This is a genomic window from Halioglobus sp. HI00S01 (assembly GCF_001635445.1).
Classification (GTDB): domain Bacteria; phylum Pseudomonadota; class Gammaproteobacteria; order Pseudomonadales; family Halieaceae; genus Halioglobus; species Halioglobus japonicus.
Genome location: NZ_LWEE01000025.1, coordinates 244,065 through 266,059 on the forward strand (window position 1 = coordinate 244,065; position 21,995 = coordinate 266,059).

At 57.7% G+C, this 21,995-nt stretch carries 29 protein-coding genes; 2 read left to right on the plus strand and 27 right to left on the minus strand.

Annotation, left to right across the window (positions count from 1 at the left end; translation table 11 throughout):
• Nucleotides 1-11: 11 nt before the first annotated feature.
• Nucleotides 12-860: a helix-turn-helix domain-containing protein gene (locus A3709_RS06075; RefSeq protein ID WP_066051577.1), complete on the minus strand. Its 849-nt coding sequence runs from the start codon at nt 858-860 to the stop codon at nt 12-14.
• Nucleotides 861-935: 75 nt separating this feature from the next.
• On the opposite strand from A3709_RS06075, the gene A3709_RS06080 reads away from it, so the two are divergent.
• The gene (locus tag A3709_RS06080; RefSeq protein WP_066051581.1) at nt 936-2,741 is read left to right on the plus strand and encodes an acyl-CoA dehydrogenase; all 1,806 of its coding nucleotides are present in this window, start codon (nt 936-938) and stop codon (nt 2,739-2,741) included.
• Between the two features lie 85 nt (nt 2,742-2,826).
• Here the strand turns inward: A3709_RS06080 and A3709_RS06085 are convergent, their stop codons facing one another.
• The 6 genes from A3709_RS06085 to A3709_RS06110 form a co-directional block, all read right to left on the minus strand.
• On the minus strand, nt 2,827-4,890 hold the full coding sequence (locus tag A3709_RS06085; RefSeq protein WP_231871113.1) for a S9 family peptidase: 2,064 nt from the start codon (nt 4,888-4,890) through the stop codon (nt 2,827-2,829).
• Nucleotides 4,891-4,967: 77 nt separating this feature from the next.
• Nucleotides 4,968-5,879, minus strand: a complete 912-nt coding sequence (locus A3709_RS06090) for a hydroxymethylglutaryl-CoA lyase (RefSeq protein ID WP_066051586.1) — start codon at nt 5,877-5,879, stop codon at nt 4,968-4,970.
• Complete coding sequence (locus A3709_RS06095; RefSeq protein ID WP_066051588.1) at nt 5,872-7,077, minus strand: CaiB/BaiF CoA-transferase family protein; 1,206 nt, start codon at nt 7,075-7,077, stop codon at nt 5,872-5,874. The genes A3709_RS06090 and A3709_RS06095 overlap by 8 nt, the downstream gene beginning before the upstream one ends.
• 17 nt (nt 7,078-7,094) lie before the next feature.
• Nucleotides 7,095-7,313, minus strand: coding sequence for a hypothetical protein (locus tag A3709_RS23585; protein WP_066051592.1), 219 nt, complete (start codon nt 7,311-7,313; stop codon nt 7,095-7,097).
• The gene (locus tag A3709_RS23590) at nt 7,286-7,522 is read right to left on the minus strand and encodes a hypothetical protein (RefSeq protein WP_066051595.1); all 237 of its coding nucleotides are present in this window, start codon (nt 7,520-7,522) and stop codon (nt 7,286-7,288) included. The genes A3709_RS23585 and A3709_RS23590 overlap by 28 nt, the downstream gene beginning before the upstream one ends.
• A gap of 294 nt (nt 7,523-7,816) precedes the next feature.
• Complete coding sequence (locus A3709_RS06110; RefSeq protein ID WP_066051598.1) at nt 7,817-8,245, minus strand: alpha/beta fold hydrolase; 429 nt, start codon at nt 8,243-8,245, stop codon at nt 7,817-7,819.
• Here A3709_RS06110 and A3709_RS06115 point away from each other — a divergent pair.
• Nucleotides 8,240-8,542, plus strand: a complete 303-nt coding sequence (locus A3709_RS06115; RefSeq protein ID WP_066051602.1) for a hypothetical protein — start codon at nt 8,240-8,242, stop codon at nt 8,540-8,542. The two genes, A3709_RS06110 and A3709_RS06115, sit on opposite strands and share 6 nt — an antisense overlap.
• Before the next feature lie 82 nt (nt 8,543-8,624).
• Here A3709_RS06115 and A3709_RS06120 read toward each other — a convergent pair whose 3' ends face one another.
• The 20 genes from A3709_RS06120 to ispD form a co-directional block, all read right to left on the minus strand.
• Nucleotides 8,625-8,897 (minus strand): PepSY domain-containing protein, encoded by a 273-nt coding sequence (locus tag A3709_RS06120; RefSeq protein WP_066051604.1) that lies wholly within the window; start codon nt 8,895-8,897, stop codon nt 8,625-8,627.
• 164 nt (nt 8,898-9,061) lie between these two features.
• A complete protein-coding gene (locus A3709_RS06125; protein WP_066051607.1) occupies nt 9,062-9,463 on the minus strand; it encodes a hypothetical protein in 402 nt (133 codons plus the stop codon).
• Between the two features lie 43 nt (nt 9,464-9,506).
• Nucleotides 9,507-10,010, minus strand: coding sequence for a GNAT family N-acetyltransferase (locus A3709_RS06130; RefSeq protein WP_066051609.1), 504 nt, complete (start codon nt 10,008-10,010; stop codon nt 9,507-9,509).
• A gap of 42 nt (nt 10,011-10,052) precedes the next feature.
• Nucleotides 10,053-10,469 (minus strand): DoxX family protein, encoded by a 417-nt coding sequence (locus tag A3709_RS06135; protein WP_066051612.1) that lies wholly within the window; start codon nt 10,467-10,469, stop codon nt 10,053-10,055.
• Nucleotides 10,470-10,505: 36 nt separating this feature from the next.
• Complete coding sequence (locus A3709_RS06140) at nt 10,506-11,906, minus strand: M20/M25/M40 family metallo-hydrolase (RefSeq protein ID WP_066051615.1); 1,401 nt, start codon at nt 11,904-11,906, stop codon at nt 10,506-10,508.
• Between the two features lie 122 nt (nt 11,907-12,028).
• On the minus strand, nt 12,029-12,235 hold the full coding sequence (locus A3709_RS06145) for a GrpB family protein (RefSeq protein WP_197484084.1): 207 nt from the start codon (nt 12,233-12,235) through the stop codon (nt 12,029-12,031).
• 174 nt (nt 12,236-12,409) lie between these two features.
• The gene (locus tag A3709_RS06150; RefSeq protein WP_066051621.1) at nt 12,410-12,607 is read right to left on the minus strand and encodes a CPXCG motif-containing cysteine-rich protein; all 198 of its coding nucleotides are present in this window, start codon (nt 12,605-12,607) and stop codon (nt 12,410-12,412) included.
• A 6-nt stretch (nt 12,608-12,613) separates the two neighbouring features.
• Complete coding sequence (locus A3709_RS06155; protein WP_156507581.1) at nt 12,614-13,024, minus strand: thiol-disulfide oxidoreductase DCC family protein; 411 nt, start codon at nt 13,022-13,024, stop codon at nt 12,614-12,616.
• A gap of 53 nt (nt 13,025-13,077) precedes the next feature.
• Complete coding sequence (locus tag A3709_RS06160) at nt 13,078-13,434, minus strand: DOPA 4,5-dioxygenase family protein (RefSeq protein ID WP_066051628.1); 357 nt, start codon at nt 13,432-13,434, stop codon at nt 13,078-13,080.
• 11 nt (nt 13,435-13,445) lie between these two features.
• Entirely contained in the window at nt 13,446-14,039 is a 594-nt protein-coding gene (locus A3709_RS06165) for a HupE/UreJ family protein (RefSeq protein WP_066051632.1), read from the minus strand.
• Complete coding sequence (locus A3709_RS06170) at nt 14,040-14,618, minus strand: HupE/UreJ family protein (protein ID WP_066051635.1); 579 nt, start codon at nt 14,616-14,618, stop codon at nt 14,040-14,042.
• Between the two features lie 210 nt (nt 14,619-14,828).
• Complete coding sequence (locus tag A3709_RS06175; RefSeq protein WP_197484085.1) at nt 14,829-15,161, minus strand: YciI family protein; 333 nt, start codon at nt 15,159-15,161, stop codon at nt 14,829-14,831.
• Nucleotides 15,162-15,712: 551 nt separating this feature from the next.
• Entirely contained in the window at nt 15,713-15,997 is a 285-nt protein-coding gene (locus A3709_RS06180; protein WP_197484086.1) for a YdcH family protein, read from the minus strand.
• A gap of 85 nt (nt 15,998-16,082) precedes the next feature.
• Nucleotides 16,083-17,123 carry an RNA polymerase sigma factor RpoS gene (gene rpoS, locus A3709_RS06185; protein ID WP_255359721.1) on the minus strand — a complete coding sequence of 347 codons (1,041 nt, stop codon included), beginning with the start codon at nt 17,121-17,123 and terminating at the stop codon, nt 16,083-16,085.
• A 185-nt stretch (nt 17,124-17,308) separates the two neighbouring features.
• Nucleotides 17,309-18,133, minus strand: coding sequence for a peptidoglycan DD-metalloendopeptidase family protein (locus A3709_RS06190; RefSeq protein WP_066051644.1), 825 nt, complete (start codon nt 18,131-18,133; stop codon nt 17,309-17,311).
• Between the two features lie 18 nt (nt 18,134-18,151).
• Nucleotides 18,152-19,081 (minus strand): DUF368 domain-containing protein, encoded by a 930-nt coding sequence (locus tag A3709_RS06195; RefSeq protein WP_156507582.1) that lies wholly within the window; start codon nt 19,079-19,081, stop codon nt 18,152-18,154.
• A gap of 2 nt (nt 19,082-19,083) precedes the next feature.
• Nucleotides 19,084-19,716, minus strand: a complete 633-nt coding sequence (locus A3709_RS06200; RefSeq protein WP_231871114.1) for a protein-L-isoaspartate(D-aspartate) O-methyltransferase — start codon at nt 19,714-19,716, stop codon at nt 19,084-19,086.
• A gap of 81 nt (nt 19,717-19,797) precedes the next feature.
• Nucleotides 19,798-20,808 (minus strand): tRNA pseudouridine(13) synthase TruD, encoded by a 1,011-nt coding sequence (gene truD, locus A3709_RS06205; protein WP_066051651.1) that lies wholly within the window; start codon nt 20,806-20,808, stop codon nt 19,798-19,800.
• A complete protein-coding gene (gene ispF, locus A3709_RS06210; RefSeq protein WP_066051653.1) occupies nt 20,805-21,284 on the minus strand; it encodes a 2-C-methyl-D-erythritol 2,4-cyclodiphosphate synthase in 480 nt (159 codons plus the stop codon). The genes truD and ispF overlap by 4 nt, the downstream gene beginning before the upstream one ends.
• Nucleotides 21,281-21,994, minus strand: coding sequence for a 2-C-methyl-D-erythritol 4-phosphate cytidylyltransferase (gene ispD, locus A3709_RS06215; RefSeq protein ID WP_255359722.1), 714 nt, complete (start codon nt 21,992-21,994; stop codon nt 21,281-21,283). Before ispD ends, ispF begins: the two co-directional genes overlap by 4 nt.
• Between the last annotated feature and the right edge of the window lies 1 nt (nt 21,995).

Here is a 21,995-nt window from a genome sequence, read left to right on the forward strand (position 1 = left end):
ATCGACACCAATCAATAGGCCAACAAAGGATGCCGCAGGTCGCCTTGCACAAGCACCGAGAGGTCGACGGCTTCGTCTTCCGGGTACAGGGTATTAATCGTCAGATTAGGTTCAGAAACATAGGCGTTAGGTCCCATGGCACCAACAGTCTGACTGACGTTAAAAAACGTTTGTGATACGCCGTCAACTTCCAACTGTATGCGATAGCTTGCCATGGGCTCCAGGCTCGCGCCCCGCTCACGCCAGTCTTCCGGCACATTGGGCGAATTCATCAATCGGTCCAGTTGGGCCTGATCTTCTTCACTTCCACGCATCAGGGCCGCCTGTTGCAGCGACATGAGAATTACCGACAAGGTGTCTTCCCAGCCGTTCTTCATTGTTGCCGCCCCCTGGCGACTAAATAGAAAGTCAAAATGATTGCTGACCTGACTCAGCGATGCTTCGCCTATAGCATTACTGAACAGCCCCACCCAGCCACGATTGACCATAAGAATATTACTGGCACCATCGATCAGCGTTGCCGGGTATGGGTCGAGGGCCCGCAATGTCATGGTCATCGCCTTGCGCAGCCAGCGCATTTGCGGCGCGTGGAAATCCACCCTGGTGACATTGGGGTTGAAACCCGCCGCTATGAGCAGATGGTTCGTATCTCGTTCACCGAGGGCCAGCTCCCTGGCTATGCCAAGCACCAGCGCCTTGCTGGGCAGGGAACGACCATTTTCTAATCGGCTGATATGGCGCGGCGATGAATCTAGCTTCGAGGCCAGCGTTTCCTGGTTCATTGCCCGCACCCCACGCCAGAATTTGAGCAGGCGCCCGAAAGGGAGTTCGATGGCAGTGTAGGAGGCAGAACCGGACATGGTATGTCATGTTATCTTCGCTCCGGATTCGCCACAATAGCCATCACAACTGCAATGCAAACAAAGAGGTAAACCATGCCCGCCCCCTTGATGAGCGATCGCGACCTGGAATTCATGCTGTATGAACTGTTCGATACCGAGGCGTTGACGCAGCGCGCCCAATACGCAGACCATAACCGGGAAACTTTTGACGCCACTCTGGGCACGGCCAAAACCGTGGCAGAGAAGGTGCTGCTGCCGTTCCGGCAGAAGGCCGACAACGAACAGCCCACGTTCGACGGTGAAAAGGTACACATGATCCCCGACATCAAGGTCGGCGTGGACGCTATCATTGAATCGGGCCTGGCCACTCCCACTGCCAGTTACGAGACAGGTGGTATGCAACTGCCCTATATCGTAGCCAATGCCGCAACATCCTATCTGGTGGCTGCCGGTGGTGTGGCGACCGGCTATACCGGCCTGACGACCGCCAATGCAAACCTCATTGAAGCGCACGGCAGCCAGGAGCAGATTGAAAAGTGGGTGCATCCCATGCGTGCGGGCCGCTTCGCCGGCACCATGGCAATGACCGAACCCGGCGCCGGTTCCGGCCTCGCCGACCTTACCACCACCGCGGTCAAACAGGCTGATGGAAGTTTCCGTGTCTCTGGCAGCAAGATTTTCATTTCCGGCGGCGACCATGAACTCAACGAGAATATCGTGCATCTGGTACTGGCCCGAGTGAAAGGCGCGCCCAAAGGCGTGAAAGGTATCTCGCTGTTTATTGTTCCGAAATTCTTGGTCAACGACGACGGTTCTGTCGGCGAGCGCAACGAAGTCGCCCTGGCCGGGCTGTTCCACAAGATGGGCGGCCGAGCCCAGACATCGACCGCGCTCAGCTTCGGTGAGCAGGACGGAGCCGTTGGCTATCTTGTCGGCGAAGAGAACAAGGGGCTGATGTACATGTTCCACATGATGAACGAAGCGCGCATCATGGTGGGATCATCCGCTGCCGTCACTGGCGTGGCAGGCTACCAGTACTCGCTGGACTACGCCAAAGAGCGCCCCCAGGGCCGTTTGCTGTCAGAGAAAGATCCGCATGCGCCGCCGGTTAACATCATTGAGCACCCGGACATCCGCCGCATGCTACTTGCACAGAAGGCCTACGCTGAAGGCGCACTCGCACTGTGCCTCTACGGCAGCTACCTGGTGGACGATGAAAAAACCGCCGCGACCGAGGAAGAGCGCCAGGCCGCTCATACACTGCTCGACTTCCTCACGCCAATCATCAAGACCTGGCCCTCTGAATACGGGCCCAAAGCCAACTATTTTGCGATCCAGGTACTCGGTGGCCATGGCTACATCAACGAACATCCGGTGGAAATGTTCTACCGCGACAACCGCCTGAATCCGATTCACGAAGGTACCACCGGCATTCAGTCCATGGATTTGCTGGGGCGCAAAGTGCCCATGAATGGTTTTGCCGGTTACACCGCGTGCTTGAATGAGATCGAAAAAACGATTGCCCTGGCTGCCTCGCGCGACAATCTTAGCGCCTACGCGACACAGTTGGCGGATGCCGTCATCCTGCTCAAGTCAACTACAGAAGCCGTGCTGGGCGCCACCCAGTCGCAGAATATTGACGCGGTCTTCTCCAACTCTGTGCAGTACCTGGAGATGTTTGGTCACGTGGTCATTGCCTGGCTATGGCTGAAGCAGGCCTGCGTCGCAGACCTTGCCCTGGAGCAGCAACCTCACGAAGCCGATGAACAGTTCTATCGCGGTAAGTTACAGGCCATGCAGTACTTCTTCCGCATTGAGCTGCCCGAGATCCGGCACTGGGCCAAGATCATTGGCGAGGTGGATACAACCAGCTACGACATGCAGGCCGCCTGGTTCTAAATCAGGGCAACACAAAAAAGGCGTTAACGCGCTGTGTGCGTTAACGCCTGTCCACACAATGAATGAAAGTTACCCGCGGTAAGTGCTAGCTGGCACCGTCATCAGCACCGGCCTGTTCCGGCTGGTAGCGTTCAAACCAGGCCAGAATAGCGGCCACTTTCCCCAACAACTGGCTGGGGCGCTTCGCAATACTGTGCGAGGCACCCGGCATTCTCACTATGGCGGTATCCACGCCCTGCAACTTCAGGGCCGCATAGTACTGCTCGGTTTCCCACATGGGTGTGCGCCAATCAGACTGCCCTGTTAACAGCATGGTGGGCGTGGTCACATTACCCACAAGCGACAACGGGGATCGCTCCCAATAACGCTCAGGATTTTCCCAGGGCATTTCGCCGAACCAGTAGCGGGCGAAGAAGGTGGTCATGTCTGCCGACAGCACAAAGCTGGTCCAGTTGATCACCGGCTTGGCGACCACAGCAGCGCGGAAGCGGTCGGTCTTACCGACGATCCAGGCCGTCAGCGTGCCGCCACCGCTGCCGCCGGTGACATAGATTTGATCTTCATCCACATAGCCCTTGGCCAGCAGACCATCAACCGCTGACATCAGATCGTCGTAGTCTTCACTCGGATAGTTATGGTGAATCTCATCGATAAACGCCTGACCGTAGCTGGTGCTGCCGCGGGGGTTGGCGTAGAGCACCACATAGCCCGCCGCTGCAAACAGCTGCACTTCGGACGAGAAGTGCGGACCATAGGCGGTTGATGGGCCGCCGTGAATCTCCAGGATCATCGGGTACTTTTTGGTCGGATCAAAACCCGGCGGTTTCACAATCCAGCCCTGGATATCCAGGCCATCGTGAGAGGATGTTACCCACATCTCTTCAACCTGCCCTAGCTCGCGCTGGGAGAGGATGTTTTGGTTAAGCTGGGTGATCTGCTCGCCGGCACGATTGGCGCGGCCGCTGGCCAGCTCCGCCGGTGAGTACGGGCCACCCACGGTGTAGGCCATCACGTCCTTGCCGCCCACATCGAATTGCGCGCCGGTGTAGGGGCGACCAAAGGCCACGCTGCCCAGGGCACGCGTAATCTCTTTGAGGTTGCCGGACAAATCCGTGCTGGCCAGTACCGTGTCGCCCTTGTCGTCGTAGCTGATGTAGAGACGCTTGCTATTGGCTGACCAGCGCACCGCCGTGACACCGCGATCGAGATCGGAAAGCACTGCGCGCGATTTGCCGGACGACAGATCCATCACGTACACATCGTTTTGATCAGCCGCCAGTTCCTCGTCATCATAGCCAAGGTAGGCCAGCTTGCGACCATCCGGTGAGACCCTGGGGCTGCTGTCCGGGCCCTTGCGATCGGTGAGCTGTTCGATTTCACCAGTTGCCACGTCAAGACGGTAGAGCTCTGACTCACGCGCCTGGTAAAGCCAATCGTCATTGGTATTCGCCGAGAGATACAAAGCCTTGCTGTCGCTCCCCCAACTGAGGCTGCTGCTGTAATTGAAGTCACCAGAGGTCACCTGGCGCACGCTACCGCCGTTGGTAGACACTAGGAACACATGGGTGTGCCCGGGGCTGATCTCCCCTGCCCCGTCAAAGCGGAACACCGGCTTGTTGACCACCGTGGGTGGTTTTGCCCACTTAGCCCCCTTGGGGGCCGCAGGCAGGCTGCCAATGGTTTCTGCCTTGGCCGGCACTTTCATGGTGAAGGCAATCCAATTGCCATCGGGCGAAAAAGCGAGATTACCAGGCGACGCCGGCAACCGCGTCAGCTGCGCGGTGTGGCCACTGTCGAGCCAATGCATAAATATCTGCGCGCCGGTGTCGTCGCTGGCCACCCAGGCCAACCGATTATCATCCGGCGCCACCGCCAGCGACCCGGCATTCATTGCCCCGGACGTAATCGGCCGGTGCTGCCCCCCATCGCTGTCGATCATCCACACATTGGTGCGGCGTCGGTCCTGCATAATATCCATGGATTGGCGCAGATAAAAAATGCGCTCGCCATTACCGCTCACAACAGGCTGGGTGGCTTGCTGAAGCTGGAAGATGTCTTCGGGTTGCAGGGGTGAGAGGCTGTAAGTGGGGGCACTAAAGGCCATTAAAAGCGCACAGGCGCCGCCAAGCAGGGTGGGTTTGTTACGCAATGGAGTGTTCCTGTCATGTGCATTAAAGCAGGAGAGTATAGAGCAAAAAAAACGCCGGTGAGTGACCGGCGTTCAGATTAAGCGCGTTGCTTTTCTAACCAGGGCCCCAACCAGGGCTTGGCTCGCCCGCCGGGCGCCGTGCCCGTGAGCTGCTCAGAGAGATCCGACGCACGCAGCAGTGCCTCCAGATCGATACCGGTGCCGACGCCCATTTGCTCGAGCATCATCACTACATCTTCGCTGGCCACATTGCCGCTGGCACCGGGTGCAAACGGACAGCCGCCGAGGCCGCCGATGGAGGCGTCGAAGCGATAAATACCGGATTCCAACGCGGCAAACACCAGCGCCAGGCCCATGGCGCGGGTGTCGTGGAAATGGCAGCCGAGGCGATCTGCGCCGTGCTCTGCCACCAGGTCGGCAGTAAGTGAGCGCACCTCCATGGGATTGGCGGCGCCGATGGTGTCAGCCAGAACCAGTTGCTCAATACCGGTATCCGTAAAACGGCGCACAATGTCTTTGACTACACCTGGATCGGTGGGCCCATCAAAGGGGCAGCAAAAGGCGGTGGCAATCGCGGCGACAACAGAAACACCGTCATTCTTCGCCATCTCGAGAATCTGGCCCGTGGCCTCTTCCGCTTCGACAATGCTCATCTTCACGTTGCGTTGAGCCATGCCTTCAATGGCGTACAACACCATATTCACCGTGCGCACACCGGCATCCCGCGCCAGCTCATAGCCTTTGCGATTGGGAATGAGTGCACTGTAATGCACGCTGTCGTCGGTCGGCAGGCGCCGCACCAGTTGGTCAGTGCCCGCCATGGCAGGCACCGCTTTGGGCGATACGAAGCTGCCTACTTCGATGTTTTTAACACCGGCAGCGGCGATCGATTCGATGAGCGCCAGGCGCTCATCGATGGTGAGAATCTTGGGCTGATTCTGGAGCCCATCGCGGGGCCCCACATCAGTAAAGACAACGCGATCAATCACCGATCACGCCCTCTTCCTTCAACTTGGCCATTTCGTCGTCACCCAGTTCGAGAATGCCCTTGAGCACTTCGTCGTTGTGGCTGCCGATGTCGCCGCCGGCCCAGTCGGTACGCCCGGGCGTGCCCTGCATTTTGGGCAGAATGGCGGGAATCTTCAGGGGCTTGCTGTCGATCTCTACCGATTCGAACATACCGCGTGCGTTGTAGTGCTCGTCCGCCACCATATCTTCGACACTGTAGATCGGCCCCACAGGTACACGGACCTCTTCCAGCACCTCAATGATGTGCTTGGAGCTATGACCTGCACACCAGTCCGCCAATGCAGCGTCGATTTCTGCCTGGTGGATCACACGGCCGGCGTTGTCTGCCATCTCAGGGTGCTCACCCAGGTCGGAACGGCCTGCAGCCGCCATCAGGCGCTTATATATCGAATCGCCGTTACCGCCAATCACCACATGTTTACCGTCGTCGCACAGGTAGGTATTGGTAGGCACAATGCCGGTCACCGTGGTGCCTGAAGGACCGCGAATCGCGCCCGCACCATCATATTCCGGCACAATGCCTTCCATCAGGTTGAAGATAGATTCGTACAGGGCCACGTCGACCACCTGCCCCTCGCCGCCGGGCTTGGAGCGCTGGATAATCGCCAGGGCAATACCCAGTGCCGCGTGAATCGCTGACAGGGTGTCACCCATGCTGATATTGGTGCGAATAGGCGGCTTGCCCTCTTCACCGTTAATGTAACGGAAGCCGCCAAAGCCTTCGGTCACTGAAGCGTAACCGGGCTTGGATGCGTAGGGACCGTACTGGCCGTAACCGGAAATGCGCGCGTAGATCAGGCCGGGGTTTACCGCTTTCATGGTGTCCGGGCCAATGCCCCATTTTTCCATCATGCCGGGACGAAAATTCTCAACCACCACATCGGCGGTGGTAATCAGATCCTTGGCCAGTTGCTGGCCACGCTCGGATTTCAGGTCCAGGGTCACACTCTTCTTGTTGCGACCCAAGCTTCGCCACCAATAGGCCATACCGTTATCGTCAAGCAGGCGCCAGCCGCGCACCGGATCGCCGGTAGGCGGTTCAACCTTAATCACCTCTGCCCCGAAGTAACCGAGGATCGTGCCGGTGAACGGGCCGGCCAACAGCTGACCCATTTCAATGACGCGAATACCTTCCAGGGGCCTTGCGGCTTTAGACATCTTTTGCTCCTTAGCGTTTAGGCAACTTCAATCCCAGCTTTGCCGCGGTTCTCTCCGCGCATCAGCTTACAAAACAGGACAGGCGCATTCGCAAGCCCTTCGACCCTATCTTCCGGAACCTTCAAGGTACCGGCATCAATCAGCGGCGCCACAGCATCCAAAAACTCCTGGCGCAGGCCCTCAAAGTCATACACCACCAGGCCATAGACTACGGTCCGGGCAACAATCCACAGCACAGGCGACGGCCCCGACCCGGCGCTACCGAGCCCGACAAGTGACGGCCGGCAATCTGCTCGCGCATGTATGGATCCAGCGTCAGTTGTTGCGTTTCTAAAAGCACATCATCGTCACCCAGTGCCGGCAACGCAACCTCGGCCACCTGGAAGTGATGCTCTTCGGGGAAACCTTCAGGCGTGCTCGACAATTGTACCTGTGTTGTTTTCATCCACCATCCTTAAAGCTGTGCAGCGCCTGTTGCACTACCTGGTAACGCGCCTCGATACCCGCAGGCGCGTCGATAAATTCAATATTGTCTGCCATAGACACCGCACGCCCGCGACAACGCACCCTGCCACATCATCACCTTCACCGGTTGCTCAACCGCCGCCTATTTTCCTGGTCGCTCATTGGCAAACGCAGCCTTGTAAGCTCAGGCATAATCCGGCCCCGCCTTTAGATAGGCCCGCACCGTCGTCTCGAGGACCTCCCGCGGTGGCTCTAGCGCCGATATACGCGCCGCTTACGAGGTGCCTTCCCAGGGAAAATGGAACATCTGTGGGGCGATCTGCCGCGCCTGACTGATATGCGAGCCATCTCCAGGCGGCCTCAGACCCTTGAAACATTGCGCGATCGCCGCATGCCGCTCCTCATCAGATGACGCCGCGATGTTCTCCGACGCAATGCTAATGAAGTAATCCGAGTACGATTTGGCTGATTCTATGGCCAGCTGAGCCCCCGTTGCAGTGCCAAATAGCAAAAAATGGCCATCTTCCAGTAACCCAAGTATCTCGCTGAGTACCTCCACATCTGGCTTGAGGATGTCTTCTGGCTGTGCCAGCGGGTCACTGTCGCGGTACCCTGGCGTATCCAGGGCAATGACATCGAAGTCATTCGCCGGCAATTGCGCAAACGGTGCCAGAAAAGCCGAGGCCAGCGGTGAGGGGTGCAATATGACTACCCGCTGCCCGGTGCCTATTCGACGGTGATGCAACTGTCGACCATTGGCCAGCGTGAGCTAGTCGCGTTGCAGACTCAGGACTCGCCGAAGCCCAGTACACCGGGGTTTATTATGCAGTGGGAGTCGAGGCTACCCTTGCGCCTCAGCATCAGGGCGCGATTTCCCGGCATGGGCCCCTCGCGGATGGGCGAGCAGGGTCTACTGCGCTTCCTGAGAACGCGCGCCATTGTGATCCAACGGGACAAGGCCGCCTCGATGGCGGTGTTGGATAAGCGCCTGATTCACTGAGATAGCTGCGTTGCGCAACACGCGCACTGCATGGTTAGACAACCATATGACCTGGAGGCTGCGCTCACACAGCTTCGTAAACCTATTTGTCGGGCCGGTCAGAAATAATATCGCCGCTCAAAGGGTCGACCTTGAGCTCACGCTTTTCCGCCCCTTTATAGGCTTCAGCCTCCCAGACACCATCATCTATCGATACCTCAACAATGGGCGCATAACCCTTTGCTTCAATAGACTTGACGATCTCCGACAAGGGAATAGCGTCTGCAGGTGGCTTCTCACCGGCAACGGCGATTATTGCACCCAGGAGCACGCAGGCGCCGGCAATTGAAGAGATACGGAGTACTGATTTATTCATGCTAACTTCCTGTTAATTTCAATGTAATAACCATCGGCATTGCTTGCTCTACACCAGCTAAACAAAGCCGCACTCAGGCTTCATTATAGACATGCGGCCAATATTAAAAGTGGAGGGAAAGACTATTTCTCGTGGCTAATCACCGCTTAGCCAGTCGCACCGAATCACGCCGCTGGATAACTCAGATAGGCGTAGTCAATAAGCATGTAGAAAAATGGCAGGTTCATCAGGCTGAGCACCAAAAAACTGATGGCAAACTTGCGCGGCGCGAGCTCTGACTTCATCCACTGAAACTTAGGCATCCAATAGCTGGCTAGAGATAGCAGAATGAAAACCACGACATATGCCTGCCAAAAGACCTGACCGAACAGAGCCGACTGGAATACGTAGCCGAAACACCCGAGTAACGCGACCAGCATAAAGGGCATCATCAGAGCTTCCTCTATCTGCACAGCATCAGGGGTACGATCGTAGCTACCCCGGAGTTTCATCAGAATCTTTGTCGCCAGCGACAGCAAGAGCAGGCCCGCGAACACGAACGTGTAAATTTTGAAGAAGGTCATCATCGACTAATCCTTGCCGGTTCATTAAACATTCATCCCGCCCTGTTTAGAGATGCTTCACCATTACCGTCGTATTGCGGGAGCCGGTAAACCGTTTGTCCGGATCATAGAAGGTTTCCACGAGCGCAAAACCCGCTTTCCGCATCATCCCTGCAGAGGCCAGATTTTCTTCGTGCCGCTCTATATACACTGCTTTAAAGGCCTCTCTAGCGGCCACTGCAACTGCTTCCTCCAGTAGGCGAGTGCCATACCCCTTGCCCACCAGCTCACGGCTGACAACGACATCATTGATATAGGCGACCTCTGCGAGATTCGCATACTTTGCCAACCTGGCGGGACTCTGTGCGCCAAAGATCAGCACAGCGAAACCGAGAATTCGCGTGTCTTCTACAATCACCGCCGTGGCTTTGCCCTCACGAATTAATGCCATCTGATCATCAACACTCTCGTCCGTCAGGTAATTCCATTGGTTGGGACCTTCAGCAAACAGCAGGGTTCGCATGGCCGACAGGTCAGCTGAAGTGAGGGGCCTTGTGTGAACATTTATCATACTTTCCGTGATCAATACGACGTTGCATATCCGCTTTTAGAATCAGACATGTGCTTTGTCGCTCTGCCACCAACCACGGGTTGTAAGCGGACGAGGCAGCGCGTAGCCGGCAATCACTAACAAACCCGACAGAATCCCAAGATTTTTGACAAAGTTCTGCATTTCCCTGGCCACCATATCATCACTCATGGCCCAGAAGTTATGCAGCATTAGGTTTACAAGCAGCACATAGACGACAAACCCATAGGCTACCAATTTCACATATCTGCCCGTCATTAACAGAGCGCCGCCCACGACGCTAACAACGCCGGCAAACAGCAATAGCTGGGACGCATAAGCTATATCATGGGCCTGCATATAGCTTGTAAGCCTTTCAGAATCTGCGAACTTCTGAATACCAGGTATGAAAAAGTAGAGACCTAAAAGAAACCGCCCCACCGCAATACTCGCTGCATCCATATCCTTAAATCTCCCCCATAGTTACTTCAACTAATCTTATTCTGCGCCACCTGTCAGTTCACGAATAATTATGCTCCAGTGATCCAACGCGCCGTAGAAAGTGGCCTTGGGCACTCGCTCATTCAGCCCGTGGGCGAACATCTCGTCAGGGTTCATAAAGATGCCGCTCACCGCCCAGGTGGGAATACCGGCTCTGCGAAAGTGCATGCCATCCGTACCGCCTGATTCCATATAAGGCATGACTCGGATACCGGGGTAGCGGCTGTAAACCGCTTTAGTCACGGCCAACATCACATCTTCCCTTGGCGAAGAGACCGGGCTCTCGATGACATCGGTAAGCAGCTCAAACTGTATTCCGTCATTGGCCACCACCTCTTTGAGCACCTCCTCTACCTCGGCTGCACTTGTGCCCGGGAATATCCGGCAGTTCACCGTGGCGGTCGCAGACTGCGGCAAGGCATTCTCCGCGTGCCCTGCACGCAGCATGGTCACCACACAGGTAGTGCGGGTGGACCCGACATAGGATGACTCACGAAAAAGACGATCGCTGGCCTGCTCATTATTGGGATCATAGGAAAATGCGATCATCGCCTCACCCAGCTCGCCGCCGATCAGCTCTCCTGTCTCTTTAAAGTAAGCCCGCGTCATTTCGCTCCACTGCACCGGAAAGCGATAGCCCTGAATGTTCGTTATGGCGCTGGCGAGATCGTAAATAGCATTGTCGAGGCGTGGACGTGAACTGTGACCACCCGGGTTAGTCGCTGTAATCTCCCAGGTTGAGTAGGTTTTCTCTGCTGCCTGAACCGCGTAGACAATGGGGTCACCTTTCGCGTTGAGTTCGCCGCGGCCAGCGTCCGAATTCAGGGCGTACTCCGCCTCAAGGATGTCCGGTCGCTTCTGTGCAAAGTAGCGCGTGGTGACCATTGCGCTCTCCTCATCACCGGTAAACACCAGAATGAGGTCCCGGTCGGGCACAAAGCCCTCTTCCTTGAGGCGAATAAACGTAGAGGTGAGCTGGGCTATGCCAAACTTGTTATCAACCGTGCCACGCGCGTAGAAGTTCTTTTCGTCTTCCGTCAGCTTGAACGGCGGACGCTCCCAATCCTCAGCCAGCGCCTCTACGACATCCATATGACCCAGAAAGAGAATGGGCTTTTTACCCGAGCTACCGTCACCACGATAACGCGCGACCAGGGCGCCGAAGCCAAACAGCTCCACCACTTCCACATCTTCCTTGGGCAGGCCGCCCGCAGTAAGCTGATCAGCCAGATACTGTGCGACCGGCACCGTATTGCCTTTGCTCTTGGAAGTATCGATTTCAATGATATGGCGATAGATGTCCAGCGTCCTCACCGCGTGGTGAGAGCGGATAGGTTCAGCGGCCTGTGCACCAAGCGCACTGACCAGTGCGAAAGCGGTGAATACGAGTCGAATCATGGGGGCTCCCCTGTGCGAGATTTTTCAAGAATGTCAGCATGCGGCTATAGAGGCAAGTGGCGCTCGAGCAATCTACGCCCGGAAAATGCTGTTCTTGGCAGTTCAGCAGAAGGGACTATGGATCAGGACAGAACGCGCTCGATAAACGCGGCCTTTGCATCTCTGTATTGTTCGTATGGCAGATCAAAGTGTTTGAGTTTCAGCGCGTTGTAGGCTTGGACAAGCGCGATGTCATTGTTCAGCCTATCCCTGAAACCCCTGAAGACATCATACTGGCTGCCAAGGATAACGACCTGACAAGCCAAATCGATTTCCTTGTCGCTCGACACGAGCATTCTAAGCTCGTTGGTTTGAAGTGTGTCTACCTTGGGCAGGAATTAGGCGATAGAAGCCTATTCGGCTTAGGCAATCAAACGTCCGCTTTGTGGACAAAAGCGGACGTTCACAAGACTAACACATCGCAAAGAATCAGCTATACCGCGAGAGCTTTCAAGTCGCTCTACTCAGAAGGATTCATTCTCATCGTAAACTGACACGATCAAGTAGCCTTGGGCATCCTCTGTGAGAGAGAAGGTAATGGGCCGGCAGCAAACCTGGCAGTCTTCGATGTACTGCTGCCCTGCTTCCTGCGCATCGATTAATACCTCAATCACCTCGCCACAGTATGGGCAACCGACAGTGTGTTGGGCCAGGTCATGCATTTCGCATTAAACTCCGATGAAACGCGATTTCGCATCGTCACTGGGAACCATACAGCTATCCCGCTTACCAAACAGCCGGTAGCGACGCTTTGCAAACATTTGGTACAGATAATTTCGGACAGCGCTGGGTATGATTCGAAATACATTGAACAGGTACCAGCAGCCTGTGAGGTCTCTCGCGATTTCCAGGGCCGCGTCGGAGAAAACGTAGGGCCTGCCGTCTTTCACCAACAGAAAGGTGTCAACGCCGCTGCTGCCAACGTCGTACTCAGCCAGTAGCTCCTGAGCCAGCTCACTCTGCATTGGCGTGAAAGCAAAGCGCCCCTCGGGATCACGCTTGATGATGAACAGAACAGCGGCATTGCAGAAGTGGCAAACCCCGTCAAAGACCACAATGCTTCTGTCGTCAGTCGGCACGAGCACCCCCAATCACTCCTGGGCCCCTAATCCAATGGCATTGGATTCCGCGCTCATGTGGCCTTAAAAATATCAAGGTTGAGTGCAATCTCGTCTCCCAGCCAGTAGGCGAACTCGGTGTGGTCCCGGACATCATCGTCGGTTAGCGGATGGATGAACACTGTCAACTGTTGCCGGTTTTTCTCCAGCCAGGCGATGTAGCGATCGAAATCGCGTGTACCCAGTGTCACCTGGCAGCTCCAACAGGGATGCGGCCCCACCAGCTTCTCGTGGAAGCGCCCTACTTTGAGCCCAAACTCACTCGCCGAGGCGTCGCACAGACGGCGGGCCAGTGCTTTGCTCTGCTCATCAAAATAGATGTGGGCGTGATAGGCCGTGTGGGAATTCACGGGACGTTGTGGTGTCGTCATAGGGCGACCTCTCAGGTTAGCCCACGCAGCGCCAATGCCAGCACAAGGGCAGCACTCGCCGCACACCAGGAGCCGAACACACGGACCAGGATTTTCTGCCAGTCTCGCCGCGGCAGCTCAGCCACTGCGGCCACGGCAATAAGCACAATACAGGTGCCGGTACCTGCACCCAGCATGGCGCCAAATGTCTCGCGTCGCTCGAGGTCAGTCACGCCCGAATCAGCACCGATTACAAACGCCGCGACTACGGGAAGCATCGCCAACAAGGCGGATGGTAACGCCAGGTTCGAAGCCACCAGCAGGCCACAGCCGCCCGCGGCAACCAGGAGCAGGGTTTCGGCAATGGAAATCGACTCTGGTGCGTACCCAGCGTAAGCCAGGCCGACCAACAGGGCCACTAAAAAGCACGGATAGGCAAGCCGCATTGCCTGCAGGCCGCGCTGGCCGATCAACAAACCCAGCGCCACCAGGGCTAGCAAATGCGAAGGCACCAGCAACGGATGGAGGATACCGCTGTAGAAATACCCGATACCGGGCATCGGGCTATGCGCAAAGGCAGCTGAAGGCGCCAGTAGTATTGGCACCCACAACAGCAGGCGAGGCACTTAGATTGCCCTGATGAGAAACAGTACGCCGGCCAGTCCGACCAAACCACCACCGGCACGCACAGCAACAGTACCGGCCTTGAAACGGGTCAGCAGGCCGAAGGCGATACCGCACATGTGCAACATACCGGTGGATAGGACGAAGCCAATGCTATAGGCCAACGGGCTCACCGCATGAGGAAGCTCGGTGCCATGTGCATGGCCGTGGAATATCGCGAAGGCCGCCACGATCACCGCCGCCAGCCACAAAGGAGGACGCGCTGCGGTGAGCACCATCACACCCAATACCAGTGCCGACAAGGCGATGCCCACTTCCACGCCTGGCAGGGGAATGCCAGCAACGCCGAGTGCGCCACCAAACGCCATGACCAGCGGAAAAGTTACCGGGAGCACCCACAGTGCCGGCTGGCCCAGCACAGCGCCCCACAAGCCAACAGCCACCATCGCGGCCACGTGATCCCAGCCCAGGATGGGGTGCATAAACCCACTGCTGAAGCCGCCCGCGACACCGCTGGCCTCGTGTGCCATGGCGGTCTGGCTGAGCAGGATAAGGGAGGCCAACAGGGCAAAATATCGCATAGCGTGTATTCCAATACCAACAGACATTATCGCGACGGACACTAACAAGAATGCCGAGACTTGTTAAGCACGCCATGCCAATCTATTGGACCACCGCTACGCTAGCAAGCTGGCGTACTGCTGCTGGATTGGCAGTTTGTCCGTGGCCTTTCTGGGCGCCACCAAGCCATATTAATCTGTGTTCATAGGCTCACCCGTACGATGGTCCCGTTAAAGTTTCCAGGCAGCGCCGCCCACCCAGTCACCTGCCATGGGCACAAATTCAACGTGGAGAATTTCCTGATAAAGGCCGCCCTCCACATAAGGGTCGCCCTGCATCACCTCATCGGCCTCAGCGAATGAACCCGCTTTTATCACGAAGGTACTGGAACGATAGGCAGCATCCTGATCACGGTTGGGGCCTGCCACAGCGTACCGCGACATATTCCGCTCGACGTAACCGAGATGATCTGGCAACAATTCGCGGCGAATCTGTGCGGCAGATTCCCGGTCCTCAATATCGCGGCAATAAAACAGATAGAAAGGCATTTTATGCTTCAGCATACGCCCCAAACTCCCCATTCTTGTTATCAGGCTTCAACATAGCTCATGCTAACAAAAGAAGCGGGGGCTTCACTTACAGGTGATTACCGACAAGTCCTGTAAGACACCTACAACACCATGATACAGGCGGAGCCTACCGATGATAGCCCTCGTTGCTATCCTTAGCGCCACACTTACTAGGCCGGCGCAGGCCCGGCCCGACACCGACATCTCGGGCGTGTACTGTTCATCGCCGGCACATGCGATGCGGAGTCAGCCATTGAATAGTTCGAGCGGTTTGGCTTCAGCGAGCCTACCAGAGCGACACTGATCGCCAAGCGGGCGCGGCCATCTGCAACGTCGACATTGCCTCGTTTGGCCAGCCGCACCTTACGGCGCGGTTTATGGCACTGAGAGACAAGCGCGCACTGCGTCGGGCGCAGATCATTGCCAATGGGTTTTACTGCTGCGTTGTTGTTCTACCTGCTTTCGAACACGCCCTTCAACATCGCCGAGCGCATTGTGCCCTTTACCCTGCGGCTCTGCGTATTGCTGATATTCCAGCCCAGGCCTCAAGCCTGGGCGGCCACCATGCGCCGATAAAGCGAGTCTTTGAGTTCGGCCCGGTCATGTTTGAGTTGGTGCATGGCCATATCATCAATAGGGCCACCGCGCAGTTCGAGGGTGCGAATTTCCTTGTCCAGTGCTGTGTACTGTTTATTGTCGGCAGCAAATAGGTGATCTGTCTCCAGCAACTGCGCAATAATCGCTTCCAGTTCCGGAAAATCATTGTTCAAAGAGTGCACTTCGCCAAGCATCAGCTTCTCCTCGACCAGACAGGTCGGATGGGGGGACACGAACTTTCAGCTTAGCACACGGCCTTGAGACTGCAGGGCAAAAAAAGGCGCAGCCGAAGCCGCGCCCACGGGACATCGTTGGTAACTAGCTGAACAGCGATTCGCCTGAAAGGCCCTGGTTTTCCATAATGCCACGCAGTCGCTTGAGTGCCTCTACCTGGATCTGGCGCACGCGTTCGCGAGTAAGGCCAATCTCACGGCCTACCTCTTCCAAAGTGCTGCTCTCATAACCTCGCAGGCCAAACCGGCGCGACACAACCTCGCGTTGCTTCTCTGAAAGTTCATCCAGCCAGCTGGCAATGCTGTCTTTGATGTCTGAATCCTGGAGCAACTCCGAGGGATCGCTCTCATGGGTGTCGGCAATCGTGTCGACAACGGTCTTGTCCGAATCTGGCCCCACCGGGGTGTCCACCGAGGTAACGCGCTCGTTCAAACCCATCAGCCGCTTCACATCTGCCGCCGGCTTATCGAGCATATCGGCGATTTCTTCCGCGGTAGGCTCGTGATCGAGTCTCTGGGTCAGCTCGCGAGCCGCCCGCAGATACACGTTCAGTTCTTTAACCACATGAATGGGCAAACGGATAGTACGCGTCTGATTCATGATAGCTCGTTCAATCGTCTGGCGTATCCACCAAGTGGCATAGGTAGAGAAGCGGAACCCGCGTTCGGGGTCGAACTTTTCTACTGCGCGAATCAGGCCCAGATTACCCTCCTCGATCAGGTCGAGCAGCGTCAAGCCACGATTAATATAGCGCCGTGAAATTTTCACCACCAGGCGCAGATTGCTCTCAATCATACGCTTGCGGCCAGCTTCATCGCCCTTGCGGGCAAGGCGCGCGTAGTACTTCTCCTCATCTGCCGTGAGCAGTGGGGAATATCCTATTTCGTTGAGATATAACTGGGTCGCGTCGAGTGATTTCTCGACCTTGCGGGCAGTCCGAGCTTTGGCCTCGTCAAAGGCCTCCGTCTCTCCCTGAGCTGCCTCCGCTGTTTGTTCCGGTGCCAGTTCTTCGACAACTTCTGAGCTTGCGGGCTCAGCTGCTTTGACCGGTACCTTCTTGCGGGAGGCTAGTTTTTTTCTGGCTTTCGCCGTCGTACCCATTTTAGCCCCTGTCTTACATCCCATTTTTGAAGTCCGTTTCGGGCTTGTAGATGAATCCAGATCCATGGCAACAACCTCTTTTTGCTGGGTCTATTGGCCGAGTTTCTACGCCGGGCACAACAGACTAACGCAGGCCAATCGGCAAATTCAAGCATCTATGCAAAGAATTGCAGAAGCTAACTTTCTATACTGGAGCGCCCCAAAAGGCGTTATCGGCGGGGCAAAAGCCGCAGGGGATCGATGGGTTTACCTTCTTTGCGGATCTCAAAATGCAGGCTGACGGTGTCGGTCCCTGTGCTGCCTTTTTCCGCAATCTGCTGCCCGGCCCGGACAGTGTCACCCTCTGCAACCAGCAACCGGCGGTTGTGGCCGTAGGCGGTGAGGTAGACCTCATTGTGTTTGATGATCAGCAGTTCGCCAAGCCCCACAATGCCTGTGCCGGAGTAGACCACTACGCCACCGGCTGCCGCAGTCACCGGGTCACCCGCCTTACCGCCAATATCGATTCCCTTGTGCACAGTTGATGAGTACTTTCGCACCAACCTGCCCTGCGCCGGCCAGCGCCAGGCTTTTACCGGCCCAGTACCCGCCGAACCGGATGGAGACGTTTTAACAGGCGCAGATGACACTGGTGTGACAGGCTTTGGCGCAGGTGCAGGCGTTGCGACAGCTACCGGCGGTGGGCTCGCTGGAGTTCGGGAACGGCTCGCAGTGGCGGTCGAAGTTGTGGCGGATTTACGCGGCGCCGGGTTAGCTACAGGAGGGTCTGCCTCGGCCAGCTTCAGACGTTGCCCGGGATAAATCGTATAGGGCACGGCAATGCCATTGGCCGCGGCAAGGCGGCGATAATCGAGGCCGTAGCGAAAGGCAATGGAGTACAGGGTGTCGCCGCGCTGCACCACATAACCGCTGTACTGGCCGCTACTGGAGCCGGCGCGATTGCGATCTTCAACCGGCGCGGGCGGGCTGCCGCCACAGGCTGTGAGCAGTGCGCACAGGAGACAATACATGGCACCCCGCTGGCCCAGTTTCATGCTCCCGCAGCGCTGCCCCTAGGGGCTGGCGCCTGCCTCCTGGCCCCAACGCCGCTCGACCAACCAAACGAGGCAAAAGCCGAACACCATTAGCGCCATGCACAACAGCGTCTGCGGATCGGTGCCCGTCTGCACCAGAAAACTGTCGGGGAGTACCGGCACCTGCTGCGCGGGTTTAAGGCCGCCGCTGCTGCTCTCTACCCAGGCCAATACCCGTTTCCAGGGCCAGACCACCAACAGCGAACCGAACAGAAAACCCGTGAGCAAGGCCATGGTGGCCTCATGGAAGCGTTTTAGAAGCCAGTGCAGCAGGCGCGAAAACACCATCAATCCAAACACCGCTCCCGTGGCCAGCACCCCCAGATAAGCAAGATCCAGCGACTTCACCGCCAATAACGTGGGCCCGTACATACCGATAAGCACGAGAATGAAACTGCCGGAGATGCCGGGCAGTATCATGGCGCAAATCGCCAGGAAGCCGGCGAGAAATACTCCGGGCAGGCCAAAGTCCAGGTTCACCATGGGCGCCAGGGCAATGGTCACCGCCACGGCAATGCCCGCAGCGAGGCACACCAGCCGACCCATGTTCCACGCGGGCACCTGTTTCAGTAATACCAGCGACGAGGCGAGGATCAGGCCGAAGAAAAACGCCCACAGGGGCACAGGATGATGCTCCAGCACCCAGGACAACAGCTGCGCCAGGGTCGCCACGGCGGTGACAATACCCAGCAGCAGCGCCAGCAGGAAGCCGCCGTTAATGTGCTCCCAGGCACCGCGAATATCCAGCTTTAGCACCTTGCGCGCAAACTCGAGATCCACTGCACGAATCGCGCCGAGCAGGTCGTCGTAAATGCCGGTGATAAAGGCCATGGTGCCCCCAGACACACCGGGAACAATGTCTGCGGCACCCATCAGGATGCCGCGCAGATATACGCCCAGGGAGGTCAAGGCTACCTCACTGTGCCAGGTCGCAGCGGCACGAAACGCACCTCTTCGACGATGGTGGTCTCAAACCCCTCGTGGGTGCGATCCACGATCTGCAGGTGCTGGGTGGCGCCACCCACGGGCATGACCAGACGCCCGCCCGGCGCCAATTGGCGCAGTAAGTCTTCGGGAATACGCTCGGGGGCAGCGGCGGCGAGAATAGCGTCAAAGGGGCCGCGCTCGGGCCAGCCCATGCCGCCATCGGCGTGATTCATGTGCACATTGCGCAGCTTGAGCTGGCGCATGCGCTGGCGAGCCTTCTGCTGCAGGGGCTTGATGCGCTCGACGCTGTAAACCTCGCCCACCAACTGCGCCAGAATGGCTGTCTGGTAGCCCGAGCCCGTACCGATCTCCAGCACGCGTTCCGGGGCCCCGCCCTCGAGTAGCAGCTCGGTCATGCGGGCCACGATATAAGGTTGCGACAGGGTTTGCTGAAAGCCAATGGGCAACGCGACGTCTTCGTAGGCGCGATGAGCCATAGCCTCATCGAGAAACAAATGCCGGGGCGTCGTCGCCATGACGTCCAGCACCTTCTGATTACTAATCCCCTGGTCGACCAGACGCTGGATGAGCCGCTCGCGTGTCCGCTGCGACGTCATACCAATCCCCTTGAGGTCTACCCTACTCACTCCTGATACCACTCCGAATGTCCCGTTATTGTTTGTTGTTACCCGGCAGAATCACTGCCCTTGCAACAATTCGCCCAGCAGCGCTGTCGCATAGCTGCCAACCCCTAAGCGAAACTCCAGTTGCAATACGTCATCATCACAAAAGTCCCAGCAAAAGTCATCCGCTACAAGCCGGCTCGGCCGCCAGGCCAGTTCCAGGCCCGCCCGCTCCAACTGCTCACAGAGGAGCTGCTCAGCAGCGAGCGGCGCACCGGGTTGCAGGTAACTTTGTGGCGCTCCACGGCCCCACAGCGGCAGGCCCGGGTGCAGATCACCCGCAGCGGCCCGCTCGGCTATGTCGGCATCGGGCTGCTCACAGACAAACAGGCTGCGCGTACCCTGCAACATGCAGGTATCGCCCGGCAATACCTCGCGCCAGGTACCGGCATTCACCCGCTGGGCGAGAGCAAGGTTGAACAGATGGCTGCGCGCCGCCGACAGAAACAGGCTGCGCTTATTGTGGGGGACCTTACGCGCACCGCGCTCCAGCCAATGGCGAGCCTGATCCAAGGTGGCACCATCGCGGCCAAAGCGTTGCTCGCCAAAGTAATTGGGTGTGCCCTCGGTTTGAATACGGTGCAAACGCTGATCAATCGCGTCGCGGTCGCCCTCTAGGTCGCGCAGCACGATCCGGAACCGATTGGCCTTGTGTACACCGCGCTTGAGTTTGCGCTGATGCCGCGTCACCGCCAGCACGGTCACGGCGCCTTCCTCGGACAACAGCTGCCAGTCGGGCTCGGCCTTGCCCGCCATGCGCACACTGAACCACTGGCGCGTTACGCCCTGGCGGTCTTTCATACCGCTGTAGCTGATATCCCGGGGATGAATCCCGCTCAGGGAAGAAATGCGTTGCGCCAGATCGGCCGTATTCAGCAGACGTTTTTCCAGGTGCAGAAAGACATGCTCGCCTTCACCGCCCGGCTCGAAACCGAGCTCTTCATCGACAAAGAAATCTTCCGGGCGGGCCTTGAACAAGGCCTGGGCCACAGCGTCGCCATGGGCCCGGGGCCGGGCTGCCATCATTGAGCTGCCACTTCCAGCAATACCACGGCGTGCGCGGCAATACCTTCCTCGCGGCCGGCAAAGCCCAGCTTCTCGGTGGTTGTGGCTTTAACATTCACCTGCCCGGCAGATACCTGCAGATCCGCGGCGATGTGCTCGCGCATACCGGGGATATGGGGGGCCATTTTTGGCGTCTGGGCAATAATCGTGCTGTCGAGGTTGGCCACCACGTAACCGGCCTCATGCACCAGCTTCATCACCTGGCGCAGCAATTCACGGGAATCCGCGCCGGCGTGAGTGGGGTCCGTATCGGGGAAGTGGCCTCCGATATCGCCGGCGGCAATGGCTCCCAGCAGCGCATCGCACACCGCGTGCAGCAACACATCGCCATCAGAGTGCGCCACCAGACCCCGGGCGTGCGGGATCGACACCCCGCCGAGCACAATGCTGTCCCCGGGACCAAACTTGTGCACATCGTAACCGTGCCCGATTCTCATAGTATTTCCTCGTCAGTGCGACGCTCAAGATACCAGGCGACCAACGCCAGGTCGGCGGGCACCGTCACCTTCAAGTTGGCGGCGGCGCCCTGGATCAGCGCCNCTCTATGACCTGCATACTCCATTGCAGACGCTTCATCGGTGACCGTCAGGCCCGCCTCTCGCGCATTTTCCATTGCCTGCAACAATGCGCCAAGGGAAAACATCTGCGGTGTCTGCGCGCGCCACAATTGGGTGCGATCCAGCGTGGTGAGCACGTGGCCCGCGGCATCGCNGCGCTTGACGGTATCCACCACCGGTTCCGCCAGAATCCCGCCGTTGCCGGTACTGGTGACAGCGGCGATAAGCCGCTCAACATCGGCAGGGGCCAGGCCAGGCCGCGCGGCATCGTGTACTAACACCCAGTCATCGGGCGCTGCCCGCGCCGACAAATCCTGCAGTGCCGCCAACACGGAATCGGCGCGCTCGTCGCCACCCACGACAGTGTGAATTCGCGCATCATCGAGCAGCGCCAGGGACTGTGCACGGGTATCGCCAGGATGAAGCGCTATCGTCAGGGAGCTGACAGAGGGGGCTGCGAGCAGCGCGCGAACGCTGTGTTCCAGCAAGGTACTCCCTGCCACTTGCAGGTATTGCTTGGGCGTATCGCTGCCCATGCGCGCGCCGATACCGGCGGCGGGAAGCACAGCGTGGCAGGCAGGTTCAGGCACG